This is a genomic window from Nocardia sp. NPDC055050 (assembly GCF_053608345.1).
This window is the reverse complement of sequence record NZ_JBSGVG010000039.1, coordinates 32497-57883: the sequence shown is the minus strand read 5'-3', so window position 1 is coordinate 57883 and position 25387 is coordinate 32497. Positions and strand designations below refer to the sequence as shown.

Here is a 25387-nt window from a genome sequence, read left to right as displayed (position 1 = left end):
TGCTGGTCTCGGTGGGGCGCTCACGGGCGCGGCTGGTGTTGGTGGTGACTTGGCTGCTGGTCTGGGTGGTGCTGTGAACGGTGCGGCTGGTGCCGGCGCGGATCTCGACACCACGCTGTCCGCTGGTCTCGACGGTGCCCTGTCGGGTGGGGTCGGCGCGGGGACCGACCTTGCCGCGGGTCTCGGGGGCAGCCTGGCCGGCTCGGTCGGTGCGGGTGCTGGTCTCGGTGGGGCGCTCACGGGCGCGGCTGGTGTTGGTGGTGACTTGGCTGCTGGTCTGGGTGGTGCTGTGAACGGTGCGGCTGGTGCCGGTGCGGATCTCGGTGCGGGTCTCGACACCACGTTGTCCGGTGGAATCGGTGCCGGTCTCGACGGTGCCCTGTCGGGTGCGGTGGGCGCGGGGACGGACCTTGCCGCGGGTCTCGGGGGCAGCCTGGCCGGCTCGGTCGGCGCGGGGACCGACCTTGCCGCGGGTCTTGGCGGCAGCCTGGCCGGCTCGGTCGGCGCGGGCGCTGGTCTCGGTGAGGCGCTCACGGGTGCGGTCGGCGCGGGGGCCGAACTCGAGACCGGGCTGGATGCTGCGCTGGGCGGTGCCGCCGGTGCGGGTGTGGGTCTGGGCGGTGCGCTCACGGGTGCGGCAGGCGCAGGCGCGGATCTCGCCGCTGGTCTAGACGGCGCGGTGGGTACCGGAGTCGGTCTCGGTGGCGAGCTGACCGGGGCGGCCGGTGCCGGTCTCGGTGGCGCGTTGTCGAGTGCGGTCGGTGCGGGCGCTGGTCTCGGCGGGGCGTTGGCCGTGGGTGGCGATATCGCCACCGACTTGGATGGTGCGGTCGATGTCGCCGCTGGTCTCGGCGGTGGTCTCGATGCCGGTCTGAGCGGTGCGACCACCGCCGCGGGAGGACTCGGTGCCGGCGTCGGCGGTGGTCTCGGTGCCGCAGCCAACGCGGGCACGCAGGCTGCCGGTGGGCTCGGTGCCGCAGCCAACGTGGGGGCGCAGGCCGCCGGCGGGCTGGGCGCGGCCGCCACCACGTCGGCGATCACTGGTCTCGACGGCGTGGTCGGCGCGGGCGCGGACCTGGGCACCGGTCTCGAAACCGGGTTGGGCGGCGCAGTGTCGGCGGGTACGGATCTGACCGGTGGCTTCACGGGTGGGGCAGGGTTCGGGGTCGACGAACTGCTCACCGGCGGCGGCTCCGGACAGATCACGACCGGAGTGGAATCAGCGCTGTCCACCACGTCGGGCATCGGGCTGACCACCGGTCTGCACGGCGGCCTCGAGACCGCGACGACTGTCGGCACCGACGTGACCGGTTCGCTCGCCTCGGGTGCGCAGGCAGGAGTGAACGGCGCAGTCGATCTGGCCGGTGGCGCCCACGCGGGCCTCAACGGTGTGGCCGACGCAGGCGCCGGCCTCGCGGGTTCCGCCGTCGGCGGTGCCCAGACCGGGTTGACCGGTGCCGTGGAGACCGGCCTGACAGGTTCCGCGATCGGCGGCGCCGAAACGGGAACGGGCCTCGAGACCGGCCTCGGCGGCCTCGGCGATGCGGGACTGTCGGGCGCGATCACCGGCGGCACCCAGGTGACCGGCGGCTTCACCTCCGCCGTCGACGGTGGAGCACAGGGCGGCACCGCCGCGGTCGGCGGCCTCTCCGGCCAGACCACGTCGACCTCGACCACCCAGATCGACGCTTCCGGCACCACTCATGGCGCGGTCACCACCGCGGCCGACACCTGGTCCGGCGTCGACGTATCGAGCGCGTTCGGTTCGGGCCTGCACGGTTCCAGCCTCGGTGGTGCCGAGACGTCGCTGTTCGGTGAATCGAGCACCGTCACCGACACCGGTGCCGACGTGCACACCGACGGACTGTTCCACTGAGCGAAACGGGCGAAGGCATGACTGTTCTCGCACCGAACGTGGTGCCGCTGACGACGGTGTTGTCCGACACCGTCGCGGCGGCCCACGCCGCGGGCCGTGACGACCTGGTCGGGCGTCTGGAGAAGGTGGCCGTGCGGGTGCGCGACCCGCGGCACCGGATCGTCGTCACCGGTCAGCTCGGTCAGGGCAAGAGCAGGTTCGTGAACGCACTGCTCGGGTTGGATGTGTGCCGGGTCGGCGACGACGCGACCACCGTGTTGCCCCTGCAGCTGTCCTACGGTGCGCAGCAGCGGGCGTACCTGGTGCTCACCGCGCCGGGTACCGACGAATCGCGGGTCGAGATCCCGTTCGACGAGATCGGAACCGTCGATACCCGCACGCCACTGGCGCAGGGCAGACAGGTCGTGCGGATCGAAGCCGAGCTGCCCAGTCAGCTGCTGGCCGACGGCATCGTCCTGATCGATACCCCTGGCGTCGGCGGCCACGGAAGTGCCGGCACCGCGGGCGTGCTCAGCCTGGCCGCGGCCGCCGACGCCGTGCTTGTGCTCTCGGATGCCTCCACCGAGCTCACCGAACCCGAACTCACCTTCGTCCGGCAGATCCGCGAAATGTGTCCCGTGGTCGCCGTTCTGCTCACCAAGACCGACCTCTACCCGCACTGGCGGCAGGTGCTGGAGGCCGACCGAGCCCATCTGACGCGCGCGGAAACCGATGTCGCCCTGATCCCGGTATCGGCGCTGCTGCGTGCGCACGCCCTGCGCTTGCAGGACGCGCAGCTGGGCCTGGAGTCCGGTTTCGGCGTGCTGTTCGGTTTCCTGCGCGATCGGGTCGTCGCCCGTGATCAGGCGGTCACGCGGCAGGCCGTGGCTCGGGAATTACATTCGGCCGCAGAGCATCTGGCGCTGGCGCTGGGCAGCGAGCTGGTGGCGCTGCGCGATCCGGCCGGTGGCGCGGCGGCGGTCAACGAGTTGCAGTCGGCGCGTGCGGCCGCCGAGGAGTTGCAGCGGCGCACCGCGAGCTGGCAGCAGACCCTCACCGATGGCATCACCGACCTCGTGGGCGACGTCGATCACGACCTGCGCGATCGTCTGCGCGGTATCGCCCGCACGGGCCAGGAGTGGATCGACGAGAACGACCCGGGCAGGCATTGGGGCGCGATCACGGAATGGCTGACCGGTTCCGTCGATACCGCCCTCGGCGACAACCTTCTGCTGACCCACCGCCGAGCCGAGCTGCTCGCCGAACGGATCGCGGGCCATTTCGCCGAGGTCGGCGCGGTCGATCTGCCGGAGGTGCACTCCGGGATGGACGACGAGAGCGGCCTGGCCAGTTCGGGTTCCCTGGCCGATCTCGAGCCGGATATCGGCTTCACGAGCAAGGTGCTGGTCGGTATGCGCGGCTCCTACGGCGGCGTGCTGATGATCGGGCTCGCCACGACCTTCGCCGGCCTGGCCATGCTGAACCCGATCTCGCTCGGCGCGGGCCTGATCGTGGGCGGCAAGGCCTATCGCGACGACAAGTCGGCCCGGCTGGCGCGCCGCCGCGTCGAGGCCAACGGTGAGGTGCGCCGGTTCCTCGACGACGTGGCGTTCCAGGCAGCCAAGGACACCAAGGACCGGCTGCACCGCATCCACCGTGCGCTGCGCGACCACTTCGCCGGGGTGGCCGAGCGCAGCCTGCGGTCGATCGACGCTTCCCTGCGGGCCGCACAGGAGGCGGCGGCGATGGCCGCCACACACCGCGCCGAGCGCACCGTCGTGCTGGAACGCCAACTGCACGCGGTGGCCGAGTTGCGCCGCTACGCGGAATCGATGCAGATCGAACTGAGACGGGCCGACGGTACGGTATCTGGGTGACCCACCGTTTCGACACCGCCGCGCCCGGCGACCGGACCACACCGAGGATCCTGGCCGAAGCGCACGAGCTGATCGGCGCGGCGGCGCGGGCGTTCGGCCGCGACGAGTACGTGCGCGCGCTGCTGGCCGACTGCGAATACCGCTTGCGTGAGCCGCTGCGGGTCGCGCTGGCCGGTTCGATCAAGGCGGGCAAGTCGACGTTGCTGAACGCGCTGGTGGGCCAGGCCGTCGCCCCGACCGACGCCACCGAGTGCACCCGCGTCGTCACCTGGTACCGCGACGCCGCTACCCCCACGGTCACCGCGCACGCGGTCGACGGCTCGCGCGCGAATGTGATCGTGCGGCGCGGCAGCGGCGCGCACGGACTGACCTTCGACCTGAACGGTCTGAGCTGGGATGCGCGCGGTCCCCGGGCCGTGGACCATCTCGAGGTCGGGTGGCCGTCGGCCGCGTTGTCGCAGACCACGATCATCGACACCCCTGGCACGTCGTCGCTGTCGCGTGAGGTGTCGCTGCGCACCGCACGACTGCTCACTCCCGCCGATGTCGAGGATGATTCGCGGGCCGCGCCGCTGTCGGTGTCCGGCGCCGACGCCGTTGTCTATCTGTTGCGCCGTCTCGATGCCGCCGACGTGCGTTTTCTCGAGCAGATCGGTGCGGGCGCCGGTGGTGCGGGGCCGCTCGGTGTGATCGGGGTGGTGTCGCGCGCCGACGAGATCGGCTCCGGTCGTATCGACGCGCTGCATTCGGCCCGCGATGTCGCCGCCCGGTTCGCCGACGAGCTGGAGCGAACCGGCCTGTGCCAGGCGGTGATTCCGGTGGCCGGGCTGCTCGCGTTCGCCGCGGCGACCCTGCGACAGCCGGAGTTCGCGGCGTTCGAGGCGCTGTCCACGGTGCCCGCGGAGGATCTCGGGATCGCGTTGCTCTCGGCGGATCGATTCGCTCGCGCCGATGTCGCGCTGCCGGTCGATCCGGAACTGCGTGCGCAGCTGGTCGATCGCTTCGGCCTGTTCGGAATTCGCATGGCCACCATGCTGATTCGGCTCGGCGCCCGCGATTCTTCCGCGCTGGCGGCGGAATTGGCGGCTCGCAGCGGCATCGAGGAACTGCGCTCGGTCTTGGAGGTCCAATTCGGCCAGCGCGCTGAGGAATTGAAGGCGCACTCGGCGCTGAGCACGCTGGACCGGATCCTGGCCGCCTACCCCGGTACCGAAGCCGATCGCCTGCGGCCGCGCGTGCGTGCTCGGCTCGCCGATGTGCACGGTTTCACCGAACTCCGGCTGCTCGGGCGCCTGCGCACCGACGAATTGCCGTTGCCGCCACCGGTACTCGCCGACCTGTACCGCATGCTGGGCGGCGCCGGCGTGGCGGCGCATCTACGCCTCGGGCTGCCTGCGGAGGCCGACCCGAATTCGTTGCGTGCCACGGCGTTCTCCGCCGTCCGCACCTGGCGTGCCCGAGCGGCCCACCCGCTGGCCGACCGATCGACCGCCACTGCCTGCCGCGCCGCGGCCCGCAGCGCCGAGGGAATTCTGGCCGAGCTCCCTCAGTCGCGGACCACCTAGCCGGTCAGAGGAAGTAGGCGGTTCCCGAGGAGCTTCCGGTCCCGTACCCCAGGCTCTTCGCGAACTCCCGAATCGCGATCAACGCGTTCCCCACCGGCCCCGGGTCACTGCACGATCCCCCGACCGACGAGAACGTGCACCCGTCATCGGCCACGGCGACGCCGCTGTCGGCTACGGCGCTCCCGGCGGAGGCGACCATCCCCCCGCCGGTCAGGGCGGCGATCACGGCCACCCCGCCGAACGCCCGCTTCCACTGAACCTTGCCCATCGATGCACGCATGCTTCCGAAACTAGTGTCCGGCAAGACTGTTCGCAGCCCTATCGTTGCCCCGAATAATCGGGGCAACGAGCGCTGATCACTCACCCAGTGCCGGCACTACCTCCTCCGCGAGGTACTGCTCGATCCCGCGCCCGGCGCGCTGCGCCTGGATCACGGTGGCGCCGTGCTCCTGAGCCGCAGCCGTCAATTCCTTCCGGGACTCGGCTTCCACCCCACCTCCGATCACCAGCAGGCGAACCTGCTCACGCTCGAGGATCGCGAGCGCCTCGTCGTCGGTGGTCGACCCGAGGACGCGATATCCGAGCCCGCCCACATAGCCGAGCGCGGCATCGACAACTTCGCGCCCGCGCCCGACGGTCAGCAGATCAACTGTGTACATGTGCTTCCACCCTTCATGTTTCATACTGTGACGATTTCCGGCTCATCATCGAGCACGCGCTGTTCCAGCTTTGCCTCCTTCGGCAGTGCGAAGAATCCGAGACACACCAGCAGCAGCATTCCGGCGCCGTAGAACAGCGTGTACCGGAACGTCTGAGCGAAGTTCGCTGCGTTGGCCTCGGTGCCCGCTTCCGCGAGTACGCGCGAAACCGCCGCGTCGCCAACAGGATTCGACTGACAACTAGGGGGTGTCACGGCCGGGTCCTCTTCCGCCGACCGGTCGTGCACGCATGCCGAGAACCCGGCCACGATCTGATCCTGGAGCTGTACCGGCATTCCCTCGAGGGCCAGCTCGGCCCGGATCTCGGGCGTCACTGCGGCCACCCCGAGATCGGAATCCCGGTCCAGCGCGGTGAAGAACAGCACGCCGACCAACGCGACGCCCAGCGCGGTTCCCAACTGCTGTCCCGTGTTCAGCAGCCCGGAAGCCGATCCCGCCTCCCGTACCGGCACTTGACCGAGCAGCAGGTCCAGCGTCGGCGCCACCACCATCCCGAACCCCGCACCGGTGATCACCAACGGCAGCGCCATCTGCCAGGAAGTGAACTCGCTCCCGTATCGCACACCCATCGCGCCGTAGAGCGCGAACCCCGTCGCATTCACCAGCGCCCCGGCCATCAACACCCGCCGTCCGTACCTGGCGGCCAGCACGCCGACCGAAAGCCCCGCTCCCACCCCGGCACCCACCGCGAACAGCGCCGAGGTGAGCCCGGCTCGCAACGGCGACCACCCGAGTCCACCCTGCATGAACAACGTCCACACCAGGAAGAACCCACCCATGGCGATCCAGAAGAGCAGCCAGGTCCCCAGCCCGATCGCGAACGGCCGCGACCGGAACAGTCCGAGGTCGACCAGCGGCGAACGCCCCTTCCGCGCAAGGCCGCGCTCGTAGAACAGGAACCCGGCGAACACCGCGAGAGCCGCACCCATCATCACGAAAGTCCATGCGGGCCAGTCGAGTCGACGTCCTTCGGTCAACGGGTAGACCAGCAGCAGTACGGCGGATACCGACAGCGCCATGCCGACCGGGTCGAGCCGGGGTGGTCTGGCCGACTTCGAATCGCTCATCACGAACCATGCCGCGATGAACCCCGCGATGCCGACGGGAATGTTCACCAAGAAGATCGGCCGCCAAGCCAGCCCGAACAGGTCGGCCTGCACCAGCACGCCGCCGAGCGCGAGACCGACCGCGGAGGCCGACCCGCCGACACCGCTGTAGAGGGCAATCGCTTTGGCTCGCTCCTCCTTCGGGAATGTCGTCTGGATGATGGCCAGGATCTGGGGCACCATCAACGCTCCCATCGCACCCTGCGCGAAGCGGGAGCCGATGAGCACGGTGGGATCGGTGGCCAGCCCGCACGCCGCCGAGGCGATCGTGAAACCGGCCATGCCGGTGAGGAACACGCGTTTGCGACCGTAGATGTCGCCGAGTCGGCCGCCGGTGATCAGCACGGCGGCGAAGGCGAGAACGTAAGCCGCGATGATCCATTCGAGCTGCGAGTACTCGGCGTGCAGGTCGTTCCGGATGCTCGGCACGGCCACATTGACGATCGTCACGTCGAGTAGATCCATGAAGCCGGCGGCCAGCACCACCGCGAACGCGATCCAGCGCCGCGGATCCGGGGCGGGGGGAGTGGGGGAGGTAGTCACGAGAGTCTCTCTTCGAGTAGGGGACCTCTCAAACTATGCACCTCGAGTGATTATCAATCAATAGGGCAATCATGAATGGTGCGTTAATCGGCGTATCGTAGGGGTGTGACCGACCCGACGCAGCTGTCGACCCACGCCGGATTCCTCCTCGGCCAACTGGGCTTCCATACCGCCTACCGCTTCAGCGATCTACTGGCGCCGCTGGGCATCAAGCCCCGCCACTTCGGCATGCTGAAACTCCTGAGCGCCCACGACGGCCGCACGCAGCAGGAACTCGGCGAGGCGCTGGAGATCCACCGCAATGTCATGGTCGGCCTGGTGGACGACCTGGAGAAACGCAACCTCGTGGAACGCCGCCGTCACCCCAGTGATCGGCGCGCTTACGCGCTCCACCTCCTGCCCGCCGCTCATGCCCTCCTGGCCCGAGCCGAGCAGCGGGTAGCCGAGCTGGACGCCGAACTCCTGTCGCCCCTGTCTCCCGAGGACCGCGCGCTCTTCCTCGATCTCCTGCGCCGAACCGCCGAGGGCAACGGCCTTCGTCCCGGCATCCATCCCGGCCTCACCCGATAGCCCGCCGATGGTCTCCGGACCGTCACGATCGCGCATCGAGGGCTGCAGTTGAGCGCACTCGTGGCAAGAATGGCTCGGGGGCCGGGAAATTTTTTCGGGTGGCGGGAATGAATCGCCGCAGCTACTGGTTGTGCTGATCAACAACATGAGCGGACCTGACTCAACTTCGGGTTGACTCACGGTGGATCTCGAAGGCAGGATTGAGCCCACTGCGCTCAGCGTTGCAATAACCGAACGTCAAACAGGAGGAAACCACTATGGCTCGTGCGGTCGGAATCGACCTCGGGACCACGAACTCCGTCGTCGCCGTGCTCGAAGGCGGCGAGCCGGTCGTCGTCGCGAACTCGGAAGGCTCGCGCACCACCCCCTCGATCGTCGCCTTCGCGAAGAACGGCGAGGTTCTCGTCGGTCAGCCCGCGAAGAACCAGGCGGTCACCAACGTCGACCGCACCATCCGCTCGGTCAAGCGCCACATCGGCACCGACTGGAACGTCGAGATCGACGACAAGAAGTACACGCCGCAGGAGATCTCCGCGCGCACGCTGATGAAGCTGAAGCGCGACGCCGAGGCCTACCTGGGCGAGGAGATCACCGACGCCGTGATCACCGTCCCGGCCTACTTCGAAGACGCCCAGCGTCAGGCCACCAAGGAAGCCGGCCAGATCGCCGGTCTCAACGTGCTGCGCATCGTCAACGAGCCCACCGCGGCCGCGCTCGCGTACGGCCTGGACAAGGGCGACAAAGAGCAGACCATCCTGGTCTTCGACCTCGGTGGCGGCACCTTCGACGTCTCGCTGCTGGAAATCGGCGAGGGCGTCGTCGAGGTCCGCGCGACCTCCGGTGACAACCACCTCGGTGGCGACGACTGGGACGAGCGCGTCGTGTCCTGGCTGGTCGACAAGTTCAAGGCGTCCTCGGGCATCGACCTGACCAAGGACAAGATGGCCATGCAGCGTCTGCGCGAGGCTGCCGAGAAGGCCAAGATCGAACTGTCCTCGGGCCAGAGCACCTCGATCAACCTGCCCTACATCACCGTCGACGCGGACAAGAACCCGCTGTTCCTCGACGAGCAGCTCACCCGCTCGGAGTTCCAGAAGATCACCTCCGATCTGCTGGATCGCACCCGCGCGCCGTTCCAGTCCGTGATCAAGGACTCGGGCCTGAACGTGGCCGATATCGACCACGTCGTGCTCGTCGGTGGCTCCACCCGCATGCCCGCCGTCTCCGAGCTGGTCAAGGAGCTGACCGGCGGCCGTGAGCCGAACAAGGGCGTGAACCCGGACGAGGTCGTCGCCGTCGGCGCCGCACTGCAGGCCGGCGTGCTCAAGGGCGAGGTCAAGGACGTTCTGCTGCTCGATGTCACCCCGCTGTCGCTGGGCATCGAGACCAAGGGCGGCGTGATGACCAAGCTCATCGAGCGCAACACCACCATCCCCACCAAGCGCTCGGAAACCTTCACCACCGCTGACGACAACCAGCCTTCGGTGCAGATCCAGGTGTTCCAGGGTGAGCGCGAGATCGCCTCGCACAACAAGCTGCTGGGCTCCTTCGAGCTCACCGGTCTGCCCCCGGCCCCGCGCGGCGTGCCGCAGATCGAGGTCACCTTCGACATCGACGCCAACGGCATCGTGCACGTCACCGCGAAGGACAAGGGCACCGGCAAGGAAAACAAGATCAAGATCCAGGACGGCTCCGGTCTGTCCAAGGAAGAGATCGACCGCATGGTCGCCGATGCCGAGGCGCACGCCGCCGACGACAAGGCGCGCCGTGAAGAGGCCGAGACCCGCAACCAGGCCGAGTCGCTGGTGCACCAGACCGAGAAGTTCATCAACGAGCAGAAGCTGAGCGAGGGTGGCGCACAGGTCTCCGCCGATCAGCTGGCGAAGGTGGAGAACGCGGTCGCCGAGGCCAAGCAGGCGCTCGAGGGCACCGACATCTCCGCGGTGAAGTCGGCCGTGGAGAAGCTGGCCACCGAGTCGCAGGCCCTGGGCCAGGCGATCTACGAGGCCAGTGCCGCCGCCGACGCGCAGTCCGGCAACGGCGCGGGCCCCAGCCAGGCCGATGACGATCAGGTCGTCGACGCGGAGGTCGTGGACGAGCCGGTCGACACGGACAAGAAGTGACCGAGGCGAACTCCTCGGAGCAGGAGTTGGTCGAGGAAATCCTGGACGACACTGCGGACGAGAACGCGGAGGCCGCCCCGGCGGACTCCGCCCTCGACGCCGAAGTCGTCGAACCGGAGCACGACGAGCTGGCCGAGCGCACGGCCGACCTGCAGCGGTTGACCGCGGAATACGCGAACTACCGCCGCCGGGTCGAGCGTGACCGGCAGGCCAACATCGATGCCGCCAAGGCCTCGGTGGTCACCGAATTGCTCGCGGTGCTGGACGATCTGGATCGGGCGAGGGCGCACGGCGACCTCGATTCCGGCCCGCTGAAGTCCGTCGCCGACAAGCTCGAGACCGCGCTCACCAAGCAGGGTCTGGTCGAATTCGGTTCCGCCGGTGACCCGTTCGACCCCACGCTGCACGAGGCAGTGCAGCACGAGGGTTCGGGCGCCGACCCGGTGATCGGCATCGTCATGCGCAAGGGCTATCGGTTCGGCGACCGGGTGCTTCGGCACGCGCTGGTCGGGGTAACCGATGCCGAGGCCGCGGGGGCATCGGATCCGGATGCCGGCGACAGTCAATAAGAACGCGAAAGGAGGAGATGCCCGGTGAGCCAACGGGAGTGGATCGAAAAGGACTTCTACAAGGAGCTGGGTGTCTCCTCCGGCGCCTCGCAGGACGAGATCAAGAAGGCCTACCGCAAGCTCGCCCGCGACCTGCACCCGGACTCCAACCCGGGTGACACCAAGGCCGAGGAGCGGTTCAAGTCCGTGAGCGAAGCCAATGCGGTGCTGTCGGATCCTGCCAAGCGCAAGGAGTACGACGAGACGCGCCGCATGTTCGCGGGCGGTGGCGGTGGCGGACGAGCCTACGGCGGCGGGTTCAATCCCGGTGCCGGCGGCGGCTTCTCGCAGGACTTCAACATCGGTGACATCTTCGGTCAGGCCGGTGGTACCGGCGCCGCGGGCGACGGCGGGCTCGGCGATCTGCTGGGCGGGCTGTTCAACCGGGGTGGCGGCGGTGGCCGGGCGGCAGCTCGTCCGCGCCGCGGCTCCGACGTGGAGACCGAGACGACCCTGGGTTTCCGTGAGGCGGCCCAGGGTGTCACCGTTCCGCTGCGGATGACGAGTCCCTCGCCGTGCACCACCTGTCACGGCAGCGGTGCCAAGCCGGGCACCAGCCCGCGCGTGTGCCCGCACTGCAACGGTGCGGGCGTGGTCAGCCGGAATCAGGGCGCGTTCGGTTTCAGCGAGCCCTGCGACGACTGCCGCGGCACCGGGTCGATCATCGACGACCCGTGCACCGACTGCTCGGGCACCGGTATCCAGAACCGCACCCGCACCATCACCGTCCGGATTCCTCCGGGCGTCAGTGACGGTCAGAAGATCCGGCTGGCCGGTCAGGGCGAGGCGGGTCTGCGCGGTGCGCCTTCGGGCGACCTGTATGTCACCGTGCACGTCAGCCAGGACAAGGTCTTCGGCCGCCAGGGCGACGACCTCACCCTGGTGCTCCCGGTGAGCTACAGCGAATTGGTACTGGGGACAACAGTTTCCGTACCGACGCTGGACGGCCGGGTCGGCGTGAAGGTGCCCCCGGGCACCGCCGACGGGCGTATCCTGCGAGTTCGCGGTCGTGGCGTGCCCAAGCGCGGCGCGGCGGGCGGCGCCGGTGACCTGCTGGTCACGGTGAAGGTCGCGGTGCCGCAATCGCTCGACTCCGACGCCACCGATGCGCTCAAGCGCTATCAGGAGGCGGAGAAGGCCAGTGGCTTCGAACCGCGTGCAGGATGGGCGGGTGCTTGATGATGTCCGATGATCCGAAGTCCGTTTCGGGTGCTACCGCGCGTGCCGAGTTCTTCATGATCTCGGTGGCGGCTCAGCTGGCGGGGATGCACGCGCAGACGTTGCGTACCTACGATCGGCTGGGTTTGGTCACCCCGCAACGGACCTCGGGTGGCGGACGCCGTTATTCGGCCCGCGACGTCGAGGTGCTGCGCGAGGTGCAGCGCCTGTCGCAGGACGAGGGCGTCAATCTCGCCGGCATCAAGCGCATCATCGAGCTCACCAATCAGGTGGAGGCGTTGCAGCAGCGCGTCGAGGAGATGAGCGCGGAGATGGAGCGGTTGCGGGCGGGCTACCGGCCCGATCTGTCGCCGCCCGCGCGCAGTACCGCGCTCGTGGTGTGGCAGCCACGGCATCGGCGCTGAGTCGTCTTCGATTCGACGAGCCTCCGGTTCGCCCATCCGCTGTGGTGGAGGCGAGCCGGGGGCTCGTTCGTCTCCGGTCAACCCCCGGCGACCGGCTGGTGACTCTCCAGCAACTCACTTATTCGTGATCTTGCTGATCGGAAGTCGCGTCGCGGCGCGCTGAGGTGGGGATTTATCACCGTGGACGTCCAAAAGTTTGCTGTCCGGATGCTGAATTCGGACCAATCGGAAGGCAATTCGCTCCCGGCGACCAGCCACTCCGGTGCGCCTACCATGCGTGTCATGGCTCGGCGCGCCGGTTTGCCGCATGCGGTCGACGTTGCGGAAGGGTCGCTCTACCAGGGCCATTGGTCACCAATTGCCTGATATTCCTGGTGGTTTCGAGAATCGTGAGCGGCTGTTCATCCGCAATTAACGGGCTTGAGGTATGTTTTCATGAGAAACTACTGGGAACCGCCTGGTATTTCGCGAATTACATGCGTGATGTTTAAGAGTACGATTCCTAAGCTGGCAAACCTCGCCTAGACTTCTCGCATCGGCTGCTGACGAGTGTCCTCCCAGCCCGTCACTCGCCGGCGCGGCTAGCGTTCGATGGCGAAACGAGGTTGTGACACATATGGATTCGCGGACTGTCGCTTTGATCCGTACTACGTTCAAGGCGGTTGCTGCGGAAGAAGGTGGACCCGAGAAGCTGTCGAGGTCGTTCTACTCGATCCTCTTCACGGACTACCCCGGTGTCCGCGACTACTTCCCGGCTGCCATGGATTCCCAGCGCGACCGGCTCGTCACGGCGATCTCCTACGCCCTCGACCGGCTGGAGGAGCCCGACAAGCTGCTGCCGTTCCTGGCCCAGCTCGGTCGCGACCATCGCAAATACGGCGTGCAACCGGCGCACTATGTGGCCGTGGCCAACTCGCTGAAATCCGCCATGCGCTTGTTCGCCGGTGCGGAGATGTGGACCGACGAGGTCGCCAGCGCGTGGGACGAAGGTCTGGCCACCATCAGCGGCGCGATGATCAGCGCCGCCGACAAGGAGACCACCCCGGCTACCTGGACGGGCACCGTCGTCGAACATCGCGAGGTGCTGCGCAATCTCTCGATCGTCCGGGTCCAGCTCGACGTGCCGATGCAGTACGCCGCCGGTCAGTACCTCAGCGTGCAGATCCCCTCGCGGCCACGGATGTGGCGTTATCTCTCGCCCGCGAACCCGGCCAATCCCAACGGCGAGATCGAGTTCCACGTTCGCGGCGTGCTCGGCGGCTGGGTCAGCCCCGCCATGGTCGCGCACACCGCCGTCGGTGATCAGTGGGCGCTCGGCTCGCCGCTCGGCGGTCTCGGCGTACCGCGCAACACCAAACGCAAGATGCTGATGGTCGGTTGTGGCACCGGCATCGCCCCCCTGCGCGCGCAGATCATGGCGATGGCCCAGCGCCGGGTCAACCCGAAGGTGCACCTGTTCGTCGGCGGCCACCACCCCTGCGATCTCTACGACCTCCAGGTCCTGAGCCAACTCGCCATCGCCAACAAATGGCTCACCGTCACCCCCGTCACCGAGAGTGACGAAAACCCCTGGTGGTACTACGACTCCGGCGACCCCCAGCCGGATCTACCCGGCCTGGAACCCCGCATGACCGGCCAAATCGGCAAAGTCGTCGCCAGCTACGGCCCCTGGGCAGACCGCGACGTCCAAATCGTCGGCTCCCCCTCGATGGTCCAGACCACCAAGTTCCGCCTGATGGCGGCCGGCACCCAAGCCCAGTCGATCCGCCACGACCCCTTGTTCTGACCCGCGGGCTTGCCGCGAGCCCGTGGTCCTCAGGCGCCTTCGGAGATGATGTTGGCCGGGGGAGTTCCCGCTTCGATCAGACGGTCGACGGTGGTGCGGACCATCGCGGGCGAACCGCAGACCAGGACCTGGTGTTTGGTGAACGGGCCGTGGGCTGCGGCGACGTCAGCGAGGGTGCCGTGGAGCATTTCCTCGAGTCCGAAGCCCACGTCGGAGCGGGTCTGCTCGTGCCATTCATCGCGCACCGCAGGATCTTCCGGGCTTTCGACAACCGGAATGACCGAAAGCCACGGCAATTCGCCCGACAGCAGGAACAGCATGTCGTTGGCGTAGAGGTCGCGGGGTGAGCGGCCACCGAAGAACAGATAGGTGCGCGGCGGAGTGTCGCGGCGGGCCAGGTCCAGGATCTGGGCGCGCATCGGCGCCAGCCCGGTACCGCCGGCGATCATCACCACCTCGACAGCGTCGGGATCGACCGCGAAAACCCCGTGGGGGGCGTTGATTCGCCACTGATCACCGGGTTTGGTGTCGGCGACGATGGAACTCGAACACCACCCGCCGGGCACCGTGCGCACATGGAACTCGAGCTTGCCGTCCAGCGAGGGCGGCAGCGCGGGGGAGAACCGCCGCCGCACGCCCGGATGCTGCGGCACCTCGACCTCCACCGAACCGCCCGCCTCGAACGGCACGAAATCGCCGATCAGCCGGATCACGGCGAGGTCGTGGCGCAAGCGGTGGTGGCCGACGACGGTCGCCGTCCAGGCGGGGTCAGGAAAAGCGTTGCTCATCAGCCTCTTTCGCGATGTCGCGGGCGGGTTCAGACGGGGTCGGCGGCGATGATCTCGAGCGGTGTACCGGCCCGCTGGAGCGCGTAACGGGTGTTGGCGATCATCGACGGCGATCCCGCGATCTGGATCTGACGATCCGACCACGCGCCGAAGCTGGTCACCACCGCTCCCAGATTACCGACCAGGCGACGCGGCATGCCCATCGGCGTCGCACCCGAATCCTGGGGATACCACCAGGGATTGGTGTGTTCCTCGCACACCGGCACCACGGTCAGCCACGGATTGGACTGCGAGAGCTGCCACATGTTGTCCACGTCGTAGAGGTCGCCGGGATAGCGCCCGCCGATGAAGAAGTGCACGCGCGGATTGATCCCGCGCTGGCTCATCTCGATCAGCTGCGCCCGCAACGGCGCGATGCCCGTGCCGGAGCCGATCATCAGCACATCGCGGCCCGACTCCCGGTCCACGTGCAACCCACCGAGCGGCCCGGCGATCTTCCACCGGTCCCCGACCTTGGTGTCGTTGACGATCGCCGGGCTCACCCAGCCGCCACTGATCCGCCGCACATGGAATTCGATCTCGCCATACGGGTTCGCGGGGATGGCGGGGGAGAAGTAGCGCCACATATTCGGCCGCTGCGGCACCGCGACCGGCACATACTGTCCGGCCTTGAACGGAATGGGCCCATCGGCCTGTAATCGCACGATCGCCAGATCGTCGAGCACTCGCCGGTGACCCACCACGGTCGCGTCCCAGTACGGCTGCGAGGTGTCCTCGTTGGCGCCGATCGCCATCGACGCCGAGATCAGCAGCGTGATGTCACGCCAGCCCTCATCGAGTTCTCTGGTCCAGCGATTGCCGTGGAAGGTTCGCAGCGCCGCGAGCAGCGCGCGTCCGGCCAGGTCGTAGTGGTCGGCCTCGACCCCGTACTTGCGATGGTCGCGGGCGAGTTGCTCGAGGAAGCGCTGGGCGCGTTCGAAGTCCTCGAGATGGTCGAGGACGAACTGCACCGCCGTCGTGATCCGCTTGGCCTGCATGTCCATGGCAGGCGGAAACAGCTCACGCAACCTCGGATCCTGCGCGAACAGGTGACCGTAGAAAGCGCTGATCAGCCGCTCGGACCCACCGGGTGTCTCCGACACCCCGCGGAAATCGGCGCGGACCAGCGCAAGCGAACGCGCATCCACGTCGTCAAGCTCCATTTCTCTGCAATTGCCGCAATGTGGCTCACCCGTCGGTGCCGCCGTCCCCAGTATCCCCCGAAACCGTCGTCTCGGTGCAGGGATGCTCGTCACGCCCGTTCCCAGCCGCACGGATCGTAAACCCCCCGTCTGCGATCAGCACGATCTCCCCATCATCGATACGCGTCGGTGATCTTGCGGGTCACGCGCGAAGGTGCGTGAGAATCGAGGGATGGCGAGCGACAACTTCATGGAGATTCACGATCCCGAACTTCTGGCCAGGGGTGAACGGGTTCTCGGGGCCGAGTTCACGGCGATGCACGAGCGAGTTCTGCAGGTCAGCGCGTTGACGTCCCGTCTCAACGGTCTGCCCTTCGACGACGAGACCGGAAAGGCGGCGCTGCTGGGGGAGATCCTCGGCCGTCCGCTCCCCGCGGGTCTCACGATCTACCCGCCGTTCTATACCGATCACGGTCTGAACCTGGACCTGGCCGAGCGCGTGTTCATCAATCAGGGCTGCACGTTCCTCGACTACGCCGGAATCCGGTTGGGCCGGGGCGTGATGGTCGGCCCGAAGGCCACCTTCATCACCATGGGCCATCCCGTCGATCCGGAGGAACGGCGCCGATTCCTCACCGGTGCGCCGATCGACGTGGCGGACAACGTGTGGATCGGCGCGGGCGCGATGATTCTGCCCGGCGTCAGCATCGGTCGCGACGCGGTGATCGCCGCGGGTGCGGTCGTCGCGGACGACGTCCCGGCGAACAGCTTGGTGGCCGGTTCCAAGGCGGCTGTGCGTCGACGCTGGTAGTTCGGCCGTCGTGTTGCCCACGGAACGCCTGCGCTGACACCGCGTCAGCCGGTGACCTTCTGCACCGCCGCCTGCCGTGCCCCTTCGTCGACCTCCCCGATCTCGAACCCCTTGCCCACGATGTGCTGGACCAGCGCGGCCTCCGGCGGCAGCCCGTACTTGCGCAGGTAGTAGGGAACAGCGCCCGGCCAGACGAACGCGCCGTCGGTGTGGAAGTTCAACGGCACGTCGCGCTGGGTGGGGTCGAACTCGTCGGCGTCGTGGCCGCGGGCGCTCAGAATCACCGGCGCGTGCTCGAGGTAGGACAGCACCTGATCCTGGATATCGGAGTCCACCGCCGACCGGTTCACCACCGGTTTGCCCTCGGGATTGCGCCCGTCGAACGGCGCCGAAAGTCGAAGTTCGCTCATGCTCCGACAACTTACGCGGCCCCGGCTCTGGTCGGTTGACCGTGCTAATGTGCCTGGTCAAGGCAGTACTCGGCCGGAAGGGGTGGGGATGAAACGCGCAGGTACGGCGATGGTGGTTGCCGGTTTGGCGGTTGTCGGGCTGGTCGGGTGCGACTCGGGGGAGTCGACGTCGAAGGGGGCGACGACCACGGCCAAGCCGGTGTTGTGGAATCCGTGCACGGAGATTTCGGATGCTGCGTTGAGTGAGGCTGGGGTTGATCCGGCTACGGAGGAGAAGGGTGTCGCGGGGGTTCCGCAGTCGGGGTGGGAGATCTGTGGATGGGAAGGTTCCAGCTACGCCCTGACCGTCTATACGACAGACAAGCCGGTCAGCTATTTCGAGCAGAAGCCGGGGAACATCAACTTCGCCGACGTCACCATCGCGAATCGGCAGGGGCGCCAATTTCGGGTACAGGGTGACACTCGAAACCTATGGTGCGATGTTGTCTTCCCGTCCGAACAGGGTGTCGTTCAGCTCGCGGTTGGTAATTCGGCAATCGCCGACGGACCGTTGGAGGACCCATGTGTCTACCTCCAGCGCGCCGGCGCCCTGCTAGTGCCGACGTTCCCGAAGTAGGGGCTGGGAATGGCGGGCGATACCCCATACAGCCAGTTGGTCGGTCAGGCGAGGGCCGGTGAGGTCTACCTGAACGACGAGGCTGCCGCATTCCACATGTTCAAGGCCTGCGATACGCGACTAGCCGACCTCCAGAAGCTGATCGGTGTCACCCAGCGCGTGCAGAACGTCACCGGGTTCGGTGATTTCGACATTGCCAGGCAGCTCGAGGCCAAATTCCGCGCTCAAGCAGTCGGCGAGCCGAACTCGATCTACGAGGTCATTCTCCAGGACATCGAGGCGGTGAAGCAGTTGCGCGAGGTCTTCTCCATCTCCTTCAAACGCATTGCGGGCAAAGACATCGAGAACGCCAACGCTCTCGACTACGTCACTGGGCAGGTGAGCTGAATGACCGGCATGCAGAGCATCAGCGGCGTCGACCTACTCGGCAACCTCCGAAACTTCGTCATGTCCCCGTTCTCGGGCGACGACGGAGAACTCGACAGCTCCGAAATCGCTGATATCCAGAACCAGTACAACACCCAGCGTGATCGCAACCGCCAGAAGGCCGGCGATCTCGGTTTCGACGGTGACTACCGCCCGACTGTGGTGACGAGGAACGACCTGTTCCCCGGCACCGTCGAGGAGCTGCGCGCCAAGGTCGACAAGATCGATCTCAACGCTGTCAACGACCTGATCGGCGCCTGGAACGAAATCTCCACGCGCAACAGCACTTCCCTGGACGAGTTCGGCAAGCAAATAGCACGGGGCATGTCCCCCGACGTCTGGGCAGGTTCCGCAGCGAACGCGGCAGCGCAAACTGTTGCGGCATATGACGCTACGGGAAAAAAGGTCACCACCGCCGCCGCGCTCACCAGCACCAAACTGGACGAACTCCGCACCGGCCTCGAACCGACAAAACGCCTCGTCCCCCACGAGCCCGAGCACCGCAGCGGTCTCGACAATGTCGGAGCCCTGCTCACCGGGCGTGGGTGGCGCAATGATGATGTCGCGCAGGAGAACGCGCGAGTCGAAGCCGTGCGCATCCTCCAAACCGTCTACGCCCCGGTCATTTACGAGTCCGACAACAAAGTCCCGGTGATCCCCATCCCGAAGACCGTCGAAGACGGCGGCGGCGAGCCTGAAAAAAAGAGCAGCACAACACAATCCACCACTCAGGGTTCCACGACGCAGCCCACTACCCAGGCGACGACGACGCAGCCCACCACCCCGGCGTCGACCACTCCCACCACCGACCCGGACGACACCGACGACTCGACCGACGATTCGACCACCCCCGAATCGACCACTCCCGAGTCGACGGAGCCGGGCTCGACCACCCCCGCCTCGACCACCCCGAGCTCGACCGTCCCCGGTTCGGGCTCGCCGTCCGGATCACCGAGCGGCGCAGGCTCGCCCGGCGGTGGGTCGCCGGGTTCGGGCACGCCGGGCGCGGGAACGCCGGGTGGTGCGGTGGCCGGAAGCCCCACGTCTACCGGCGGCGCCGGGGGCCGTGGCACCGGCGCGGGCACAGCGGGCCGTTCCGGTACACCCGGCATGATGAGCCCCGGCGCGGGCAAGGGTGGCGGCAAGGACGACGAATCGACCAAGGGAATCCCCGACTACCTCATCACTCAGGAGAACGGTGACGAACTCACCGGTCTGGACACCCTGCCCAAGATGGTCCCGCCGGTCATCGGCGCCGACTAGTCGCCGATCCTGATGGAACAGAGTAGATCTCCCGTGCGTACCTGGCATTTCACCGCGTTAGATTTCCGCACCCTGTGGGAAGCCGCGGGCCGCGACGTCCTCCCGTACCCACTGCATCATCGCCATACCGACGTCGAAACCCACGCCGAGGTCCTGCGCCTGCGCAGCAAGGCCGCGGAGAACCTGATGGCCGAGTTCGACAGTGATCTCGACCGTGCCATGGCCGCCCTGCTCGCCCCGCACGCCCGCGTCGAAGTGGCGGGAGCGTCCAAGGGCGTCAAAACGATCCGGGCCCACGGCGGCGCCCGAGATACCTACGCTTCCCTCGCCGTCCAAGCCCCCGGCGACGAGACCAACCCCGGCGACATCACCCTCCACCTTTTCGACCCGGACGCCCTGGCCGCCGCCGTCCTGTCCACTCTCCCCAAAGTCGCCCCCGGCAAGGGCCGCGAAATCCGCGTCACCGCAGCGGAACTCGCGGCCCCTCGCCCGCACGTCCGCGACCGCTGGAACCCCACCCCCCGGGAACAACTCGAATCTTTCCTGGCCAAACCCACCACCACCCTCACCCACATCGGCGTCTACGCCCACGGCAGCGTCGACAACCGCCACACCGAAGGCCGCGACGACTTCCAACTCCACGACATCCCCGGCGACGGCCGCTACGTCTTCTACGGCGAAACCACCTTCATCGCCAAACCCACCACCCCCACCCGAATCCAGTCCACCCTCGCCACCATCCTCACCACCACGGCCACCAAGGCCCGCACCGGCACGTACCTCCCCCGCTGAGCCGGTCAGCGCCGACCGGGTCGCATCGCCGCCGTCGCTTCGCGAAGTGCGCGTTGGATATGGCCGCACTACCAAACGCCAGGAAGCTGTCGGCCGCCCGTGGATCAGATGGCGAGGACGGTTTTTCCGCGTGCGCTGCCCTGGCCGAGGACGGCGGGAGCGGCCTCCAGTGGGACCGTCATCTGCACCGGCACCACCACATCACCGGCGGATACCCGGGACAGCAGGCGGCTCAATTCTGGTGAGCGGCCTTTGGATTCGAAGTTTCCGCCAGTGATGTCGCGGTCGCGCAATTTGGCTTCGTCGGCTGACCAGATCGTCGAGTAGGCGTGTCCGCCGCGCCGGACGAGCGTGGCGTGCGAGGCGAAATCGCCTGCTGAGCTGACCAGGTCGAACAGGACGTCGATGCCGTCGGGGTGGGTGAAGCGCACGGCGTCGGTGATGCTCGAGTCCTGGCGGGTGGCCGGGTCCGGATCGTCGACATTCGGGTCGGCGGGGCGGATCTGGGTGTAGTCGACAGTCTCGGCGGCGCCGAGGCGCGCGACCTGGTCGGTGGCGTCGCCGCGGGCGGTCGCGATCACATGGCCGCCGGCGATATTGGCCAGCTGGACGAGGAAGGAACCCACACCGCCGGTCGCGCCGACGATCAGCACTGTCTGGCCGGGCTGGATATGCGCGGCGTCCACCAGATCCTGGGCCGTCACGCCGGCGACCGGCAGCGCCGCCGCGGCCACCGTGGTGACGCCGTCGGGGATGGGGACGAGGGTCGCGTCCTCGGGGACCGTGGCGTACTGCGCCCAACTGCCGTGTCCCGCAGGCGCGGTCAGGAATTTGCCGACCACCTTGTCGCCGACCTTGAACTTGGTGACGCCCGTGCCGATCGCCGAGACGGTGCCCGCGCCGTCGACGCCGAGGATCATCGGGAAGTCGGTGGGCATCTTGCCCTCCAGGATGCCGTCGGCCATTTTCAGGTCGAACGGGTTGACCCCGGCCGCGTCGAGCGCCACTTGCACCTCGCCGGGACCCGCGTCGGGTACCGGGACATCGGCGAGCTCGGGTGTGGCGCCGAACTTCTGAACCACGATCGCGCGCATGGGGGTGAACTCCTCGCATCGGGGGTGAGCCGGGCATCGCAATCCTAGGCGGATAGCCGTTCGACATGCGGTGATTGGTCGTCTTCGGTGGTGTCGCGGCGTACCGTGAAGCGCGGATTCGCAGTCGGTGAAATTTTTTGTAGTTGAGCGGAACAGACTCAACTTTGTGAGCGTTGAACAAGTCGATACCGGACACACACAAGGGAGATTCGTGGACTCGTTCAATCCCACCACCAAGACGCAGGCGGCATTCAACACCGCCCTTCAGGCCGCCGCGGCGGCGGGCAATCCGGAGATCCGTCCGGCACACTTGCTGGTGGCGTTGCTGGATCAAACCGACGGCATCGCCGCACCGTTGCTCAAGGCCATCGGGGTCGATCCGGCGACAGTCGAACGTGAGGCAGGTGCCCTCGTCGACCGCCTGCCGCGTGCCACCGGCGCCACCACCAAACCGCAACTGGGCCGTGAGGTCCTCGCCGCGATGACCGCCGCCCAGCAGCTCGCCACCGAGCTCGGCGACGAGTTCGTCTCCACCGAAAACCTGCTGGTCGGGTTGGCTGAAGGTGATTCGGATGTCGCTCAGTTGCTGCGCAAGCACGGCGCAACCCCGGAGGCCCTGCGCGACGCGTTCACCGCGGTCCGCGGCGGCAGTGGCCGGGTCACCAGTGCCGATCCGGAAGCCAGCTACCAGGCGCTCGAGAAGTACTCCACAGACCTCACCGAGCTGGCGCGCGCGGGCAAACTCGACCCGGTGATCGGGCGCGACACCGAGATCCGGCGCGTGGTGCAGGTACTGAGCAGGCGCACCAAGAACAATCCCGTCCTCATCGGCGAACCCGGCGTCGGCAAGACCGCCATCGTCGAAGGGCTGGCGCGGCGCATCATCGAAGGCGATGTGCCGGAGTCGTTGCGCAACAAGAAGGTTGTCTCGCTCGACCTCGGCGCGATGGTGGCGGGCGCGAAATATCGCGGTGAATTCGAGGAGCGGCTCAAGGCCGTGCTCGACGACATCAAGAACAGCGCGGGCGAGATCATCACCTTCATCGACGAGCTGCACACCATCGTCGGCGCGGGCGGCACCGGCGACTCGGCGATGGACGCGGGCAACATGATCAAGCCGCTGCTGGCCCGCGGTGAGCTGCGGCTGGTCGGCGCGACCACCCTCGACGAGTACCGCAAGTACATCGAGAAGGACGCCGCGCTCGAACGGCGATTCCAGCAGGTGCTGGTCGGCGAGCCGTCGGTGGCCGACACCATCGGCATCCTGCGCGGCATCAAGGAGCGCTACGAGGTGCACCACGGCGTGCGGATCACCGATTCCGCGCTGGTGGCGGCGGCGACGCTCTCGGACCGCTACATCACCTCGCGATTTCTGCCCGACAAGGCGATCGACCTGATCGACGAGTCGGCTTCGCGGCTGCGGATGGAAATCGACTCGCGGCCCGTCGAGATCGACGAGATCGAGCGGGCGGTGCGGCGCCTCGAGATCGAAGAGGTGGCGCTCGAGAAGGAGACCGACGCCGCGTCCAAGCAGCGGCTGGAGAAGCTGCGCCAGGAATTGGCCGACGACCGCGAGAAGCTCAGCCAGCTCACCACCCGCTGGCAGAACGAGAAGAACGCGCTCGATTCGGCGCGCGGGCTCAAGGAGCGACTGGAGGCCATGCGCGGCGAGTCCGAGCGGGCAGAGCGCGACGGCGATCTCGGCAAGGTCGCCGAGCTGCGCTACAAGCGCATTCCCGACTTGGAGAAGGAACTCGCCGACGCCGAGAAGGCCAGTGCCGGGGCGTCCGACGGTGACGTGATGCTCAACGAGGAGGTGACTCCCGACGACATCGCCGATGTTGTCTCGGCGTGGACCGGGGTGCCGGTCGGCCGGATGCTCGAAGGCGAGACCGCCAAGCTGCTGCGGATGGAAACCGAGGTCGCGGGCCGCGTCGTCGGGCAGGAAGAAGCGGTGCAGGCCGTGTCCGACGCGGTCCGCAGGGCGCGCGCCGGTGTGGCCGATCCGAACCGTCCGACGGGCTCGTTCCTGTTCGTCGGCCCGACCGGTGTCGGCAAGACGGAGCTGGCGAAATCGCTCGCCGACTTCCTGTTCGCCGACGAACGCGCCATGGTGCGTATCGACATGAGCGAGTACAGCGAGAAGCACTCGGTGGCTCGCCTCGTCGGCGCGCCGCCCGGATATGTCGGCTACGACCAGGGTGGCCAGCTCACCGAAGCGGTGCGCAGGCGACCGTATTCGGTGGTGCTGTTCGACGAGATCGAGAAGGCGCACCCGGACGTCTTCGACATTTTGTTGCAAGTTCTCGACGAGGGCAGGCTCACCGACAGCCAGGGTCGCACGGTCGACTTCCGCAATACGATCCTCATTCTCACCTCCAATCTCGGCGCCGGTGGCGACCGCGATCAGGTGATGGAGGCGGTGCGGCGCGCGTTCAAGCCGGAGTTCATCAACCGGCTCGACGACGTGGTGATGTTCCACGCGCTCGACGCGAAGCAACTGGAGTCGATCGTCGACATCAACCTGCGTCAGCTGCAGAAACGGCTCTCGCAGCGCAGGCTGACCCTCGATGTCACCGAGGAGGCCAAGCAGTGGCTGGCCGTGCGCGGCTACGACCCGGCCTACGGTGCGCGACCGCTGCGCAGGCTGATCCAGCAGGCCATCGGCGACAGCCTGGCCAAGGAACTGCTCTCCGGTTCGGTCGCCGACGGTGACACGGTGAAGGTGAGTGTGGACGACGCCACCGACAAGCTCGTCGTCGAAGGCGAAGTTGTCCACAGCTCGTGATTTATCTACAGCCCGGTGCGTAGGGACCTCCCAAACGCACCGGGCTGTCCTACCCTGGAGCCCATGACGAACCCGAACGATCCGTGGGGGCAACGCCCGGAGGATTCGCCGACCGAACGGCTGGGTTCGCCGGGCACCGACTCGACCACGCCGTACGGAGGCAATTCGTTCGACGAGTGGGGGCAACCGTCGAACCCGACGCAGGCGTTGCCGCCGCACGACGCGCAATGGGGTGACTACGAAAGTGGTTATCCGGCAGCTCAACCACCGCCGCAGCAGGCGCCGCCGGGGTACGACCAGGGTTACCAGGCGCCGCCACCCGGTTACGGCCAGGGCTATCCCGCCGCGCCGCCGCCGGGGTATCCACCGCGGCCGCAGGACGGTGACCAGGAGGAACCTCCCAAACGTCACATCGGTTTGTGGATCGCGCTCGGCTTGGGCGTGCTGGCGTTGATCGCGGTCGGCGGGGTGCTCGCCGGTCTCGTGCTGAGCGGTAACGACTCGGGCGGCAACACCGCTTCGGCACCGACGACGAGCCAGCTGCTCGTCCCGCCGACACCGAAACAAACCACGCCGGGTTCTCCGCCGAGCACGAGCGGGCTCCCCGGCTTGCCCGGTCTCGGCGGCGGCGAAGATCTCGGCGCCACCATGGGCAGTATCACCGCCAATACCGGCACCGAGATCACCATGAGCACCCTCGGTGGATCCGATGTGCGAGTGCTGATCGACGATGCCACCCAGGTGATCTCGCTGACCAGCACGAAGGCGAGCGAGCTTCCCGTGGGCGACATGGTTATGGTGCAGGGCGACAAGAACCCAGACGGGTCGATCCACGCCAAGATCATTATCAGTACGGCGTTGCCGGGCGGCCCCCGATGAGCGA

General features: G+C 67.6%; 22 protein-coding genes and 1 pseudogene. 16 read left to right on the top strand and 7 right to left on the bottom strand.

All coding sequences use genetic code 11. The features are described from left to right. From ACWGCN_RS29395 to ACWGCN_RS29385, 3 genes and pseudogenes are all read left to right on the top strand, one after another. Positions 1–1876 (top strand): annotated as a pseudogene (locus ACWGCN_RS29395) (hypothetical protein); the annotation flags it as partial. A gap of 17 nt (positions 1877–1893) precedes the next feature. Continuing rightward, positions 1894–3732: a dynamin family protein gene (locus ACWGCN_RS29390; RefSeq protein WP_452451803.1), complete on the top strand. Its 1839-nt coding sequence runs from the start codon at positions 1894–1896 to the stop codon at positions 3730–3732. Then, a complete protein-coding gene (locus ACWGCN_RS29385; protein ID WP_387445401.1) occupies positions 3729–5297 on the top strand; it encodes a dynamin family protein in 1569 nt (522 codons plus the stop codon). The genes ACWGCN_RS29390 and ACWGCN_RS29385 overlap by 4 nt, the downstream gene beginning before the upstream one ends. 4 nt (positions 5298–5301) lie before the next feature. Here the strand turns inward: ACWGCN_RS29385 and ACWGCN_RS29380 are convergent, their stop codons facing one another. The 3 genes from ACWGCN_RS29380 to ACWGCN_RS29370 form a co-directional block, all read right to left on the bottom strand. Beyond that, positions 5302–5577, bottom strand: a complete 276-nt coding sequence (locus tag ACWGCN_RS29380) for a hypothetical protein (RefSeq protein ID WP_378995824.1) — start codon at positions 5575–5577, stop codon at positions 5302–5304. Between the two features lie 76 nt (positions 5578–5653). Further along, positions 5654–5956 carry a hypothetical protein gene (locus ACWGCN_RS29375; RefSeq protein WP_387445403.1) on the bottom strand — a complete coding sequence of 101 codons (303 nt, stop codon included), beginning with the start codon at positions 5954–5956 and terminating at the stop codon, positions 5654–5656. Between the two features lie 20 nt (positions 5957–5976). Next, entirely contained in the window at positions 5977–7665 is a 1689-nt protein-coding gene (locus ACWGCN_RS29370; RefSeq protein WP_452458320.1) for an MFS transporter, read from the bottom strand. Positions 7666–7770: 105 nt separating this feature from the next. On the opposite strand from ACWGCN_RS29370, the gene ACWGCN_RS29365 reads away from it, so the two are divergent. The 6 genes from ACWGCN_RS29365 (at position 7771) to ACWGCN_RS29340 (ending at position 14335) form a co-directional block, all read left to right on the top strand. Continuing rightward, entirely contained in the window at positions 7771–8235 is a 465-nt protein-coding gene (locus tag ACWGCN_RS29365; protein WP_378995830.1) for a MarR family winged helix-turn-helix transcriptional regulator, read from the top strand. 257 nt (positions 8236–8492) lie between these two features. Beyond that, entirely contained in the window at positions 8493–10358 is a 1866-nt protein-coding gene (gene dnaK / locus ACWGCN_RS29360; RefSeq protein ID WP_378995832.1) for a molecular chaperone DnaK, read from the top strand. After that, positions 10355–10927 (top strand): nucleotide exchange factor GrpE, encoded by a 573-nt coding sequence (gene grpE / locus ACWGCN_RS29355; protein ID WP_449967927.1) that lies wholly within the window; start codon positions 10355–10357, stop codon positions 10925–10927. The genes dnaK and grpE overlap by 4 nt, the downstream gene beginning before the upstream one ends. Positions 10928–10951: 24 nt before the next feature. After that, positions 10952–12145, top strand: coding sequence for a molecular chaperone DnaJ (gene dnaJ / locus ACWGCN_RS29350; RefSeq protein WP_378995836.1), 1194 nt, complete (start codon positions 10952–10954; stop codon positions 12143–12145). A 2-nt stretch (positions 12146–12147) separates the two neighbouring features. Then, positions 12148–12549: a heat shock protein transcriptional repressor HspR gene (locus tag ACWGCN_RS29345; RefSeq protein ID WP_378633530.1), complete on the top strand. Its 402-nt coding sequence runs from the start codon at positions 12148–12150 to the stop codon at positions 12547–12549. 616 nt (positions 12550–13165) lie between these two features. Next, positions 13166–14335: an FAD-binding oxidoreductase gene (locus tag ACWGCN_RS29340; RefSeq protein WP_378995838.1), complete on the top strand. Its 1170-nt coding sequence runs from the start codon at positions 13166–13168 to the stop codon at positions 14333–14335. A gap of 29 nt (positions 14336–14364) precedes the next feature. Here ACWGCN_RS29340 and ACWGCN_RS29335 read toward each other — a convergent pair whose 3' ends face one another. Both ACWGCN_RS29335 and ACWGCN_RS29330 read right to left on the bottom strand, forming a co-directional pair. Beyond that, on the bottom strand, positions 14365–15123 hold the full coding sequence (locus tag ACWGCN_RS29335; protein WP_378995840.1) for an FAD-binding oxidoreductase: 759 nt from the start codon (positions 15121–15123) through the stop codon (positions 14365–14367). Between the two features lie 29 nt (positions 15124–15152). Continuing rightward, entirely contained in the window at positions 15153–16310 is a 1158-nt protein-coding gene (locus tag ACWGCN_RS29330; RefSeq protein WP_378995843.1) for an FAD-binding oxidoreductase, read from the bottom strand. A gap of 226 nt (positions 16311–16536) precedes the next feature. On the opposite strand from ACWGCN_RS29330, the gene ACWGCN_RS29325 reads away from it, so the two are divergent. Then, positions 16537–17115: a DapH/DapD/GlmU-related protein gene (locus ACWGCN_RS29325; protein WP_379313340.1), complete on the top strand. Its 579-nt coding sequence runs from the start codon at positions 16537–16539 to the stop codon at positions 17113–17115. Positions 17116–17159: 44 nt separating this feature from the next. Here the strand turns inward: ACWGCN_RS29325 and ACWGCN_RS29320 are convergent, their stop codons facing one another. Then, positions 17160–17525: a hypothetical protein gene (locus ACWGCN_RS29320; protein WP_378995847.1), complete on the bottom strand. Its 366-nt coding sequence runs from the start codon at positions 17523–17525 to the stop codon at positions 17160–17162. An 88-nt stretch (positions 17526–17613) separates the two neighbouring features. Here ACWGCN_RS29320 and ACWGCN_RS29315 point away from each other — a divergent pair, with 88 nt between their 5' ends. The 4 genes from ACWGCN_RS29315 to ACWGCN_RS29300 are packed head-to-tail and all read left to right on the top strand — an operon-like array spanning position 17614 to position 20622. Further along, on the top strand, positions 17614–18141 hold the full coding sequence (locus ACWGCN_RS29315) for a DUF3558 domain-containing protein (protein WP_452458321.1): 528 nt from the start codon (positions 17614–17616) through the stop codon (positions 18139–18141). A gap of 9 nt (positions 18142–18150) precedes the next feature. Continuing rightward, positions 18151–18528 (top strand): hypothetical protein, encoded by a 378-nt coding sequence (locus ACWGCN_RS29310; RefSeq protein ID WP_449967917.1) that lies wholly within the window; start codon positions 18151–18153, stop codon positions 18526–18528. After that, positions 18529–19830, top strand: a complete 1302-nt coding sequence (locus ACWGCN_RS29305; protein ID WP_452458322.1) for a hypothetical protein — start codon at positions 18529–18531, stop codon at positions 19828–19830. It abuts the gene before it with no gap. A gap of 33 nt (positions 19831–19863) precedes the next feature. Then, the gene (locus ACWGCN_RS29300) at positions 19864–20622 is read left to right on the top strand and encodes an ESX secretion-associated protein EspG (protein ID WP_378995856.1); all 759 of its coding nucleotides are present in this window, start codon (positions 19864–19866) and stop codon (positions 20620–20622) included. 104 nt (positions 20623–20726) lie between these two features. Here ACWGCN_RS29300 and ACWGCN_RS29295 read toward each other — a convergent pair whose 3' ends face one another. Then, positions 20727–21716, bottom strand: a complete 990-nt coding sequence (locus ACWGCN_RS29295; RefSeq protein ID WP_452458323.1) for an NADP-dependent oxidoreductase — start codon at positions 21714–21716, stop codon at positions 20727–20729. Positions 21717–21927: 211 nt separating this feature from the next. Between ACWGCN_RS29295 and clpB the strand changes: the two genes are divergently transcribed. After that, the gene (clpB, locus tag ACWGCN_RS29290; RefSeq protein WP_452451827.1) at positions 21928–24504 is read left to right on the top strand and encodes an ATP-dependent chaperone ClpB; all 2577 of its coding nucleotides are present in this window, start codon (positions 21928–21930) and stop codon (positions 24502–24504) included. Positions 24505–24567: 63 nt separating this feature from the next. After that, entirely contained in the window at positions 24568–25383 is an 816-nt protein-coding gene (locus ACWGCN_RS29285; protein ID WP_378995862.1) for a DUF5666 domain-containing protein, read from the top strand. The last annotated feature ends 4 nt before the right edge of the window (positions 25384–25387 follow it).

What these genes read in the sequence shown, in the direction of transcription:
- dnaK (WP_378995832.1), top strand. Translation starts at nt 8,493, where the DNA reads ATGGCTCGTGCGGTCGGAATCGACCTCGGGACCACGAACTCCGTCGTC.
- ACWGCN_RS29325 (WP_379313340.1), top strand. Translation starts at nt 16,537, where the DNA reads ATGGCGAGCGACAACTTCATGGAGATTCACGATCCCGAACTTCTGGCC.
- ACWGCN_RS29305 (WP_452458322.1), top strand. Translation starts at nt 18,529, where the DNA reads ATGACCGGCATGCAGAGCATCAGCGGCGTCGACCTACTCGGCAACCTC.
- ACWGCN_RS29295 (WP_452458323.1), bottom strand. Translation starts at nt 21,716, where the DNA reads ATGCGCGCGATCGTGGTTCAGAAGTTCGGCGCCACACCCGAGCTCGCC.
- ACWGCN_RS29340 (WP_378995838.1), top strand. Translation starts at nt 13,166, where the DNA reads ATGGATTCGCGGACTGTCGCTTTGATCCGTACTACGTTCAAGGCGGTT.
- ACWGCN_RS29315 (WP_452458321.1), top strand. Translation starts at nt 17,614, where the DNA reads ATGAAACGCGCAGGTACGGCGATGGTGGTTGCCGGTTTGGCGGTTGTC.
- ACWGCN_RS29285 (WP_378995862.1), top strand. Translation starts at nt 24,568, where the DNA reads ATGACGAACCCGAACGATCCGTGGGGGCAACGCCCGGAGGATTCGCCG.
- ACWGCN_RS29345 (WP_378633530.1), top strand. Translation starts at nt 12,148, where the DNA reads ATGTCCGATGATCCGAAGTCCGTTTCGGGTGCTACCGCGCGTGCCGAG.
- ACWGCN_RS29310 (WP_449967917.1), top strand. Translation starts at nt 18,151, where the DNA reads ATGGCGGGCGATACCCCATACAGCCAGTTGGTCGGTCAGGCGAGGGCC.
- ACWGCN_RS29380 (WP_378995824.1), bottom strand. Translation starts at nt 5,577, where the DNA reads ATGCGTGCATCGATGGGCAAGGTTCAGTGGAAGCGGGCGTTCGGCGGG.
- ACWGCN_RS29335 (WP_378995840.1), bottom strand. Translation starts at nt 15,123, where the DNA reads ATGAGCAACGCTTTTCCTGACCCCGCCTGGACGGCGACCGTCGTCGGC.
- ACWGCN_RS29320 (WP_378995847.1), bottom strand. Translation starts at nt 17,525, where the DNA reads ATGAGCGAACTTCGACTTTCGGCGCCGTTCGACGGGCGCAATCCCGAG.
- ACWGCN_RS29390 (WP_452451803.1), top strand. Translation starts at nt 1,894, where the DNA reads ATGACTGTTCTCGCACCGAACGTGGTGCCGCTGACGACGGTGTTGTCC.
- ACWGCN_RS29375 (WP_387445403.1), bottom strand. Translation starts at nt 5,956, where the DNA reads ATGTACACAGTTGATCTGCTGACCGTCGGGCGCGGGCGCGAAGTTGTC.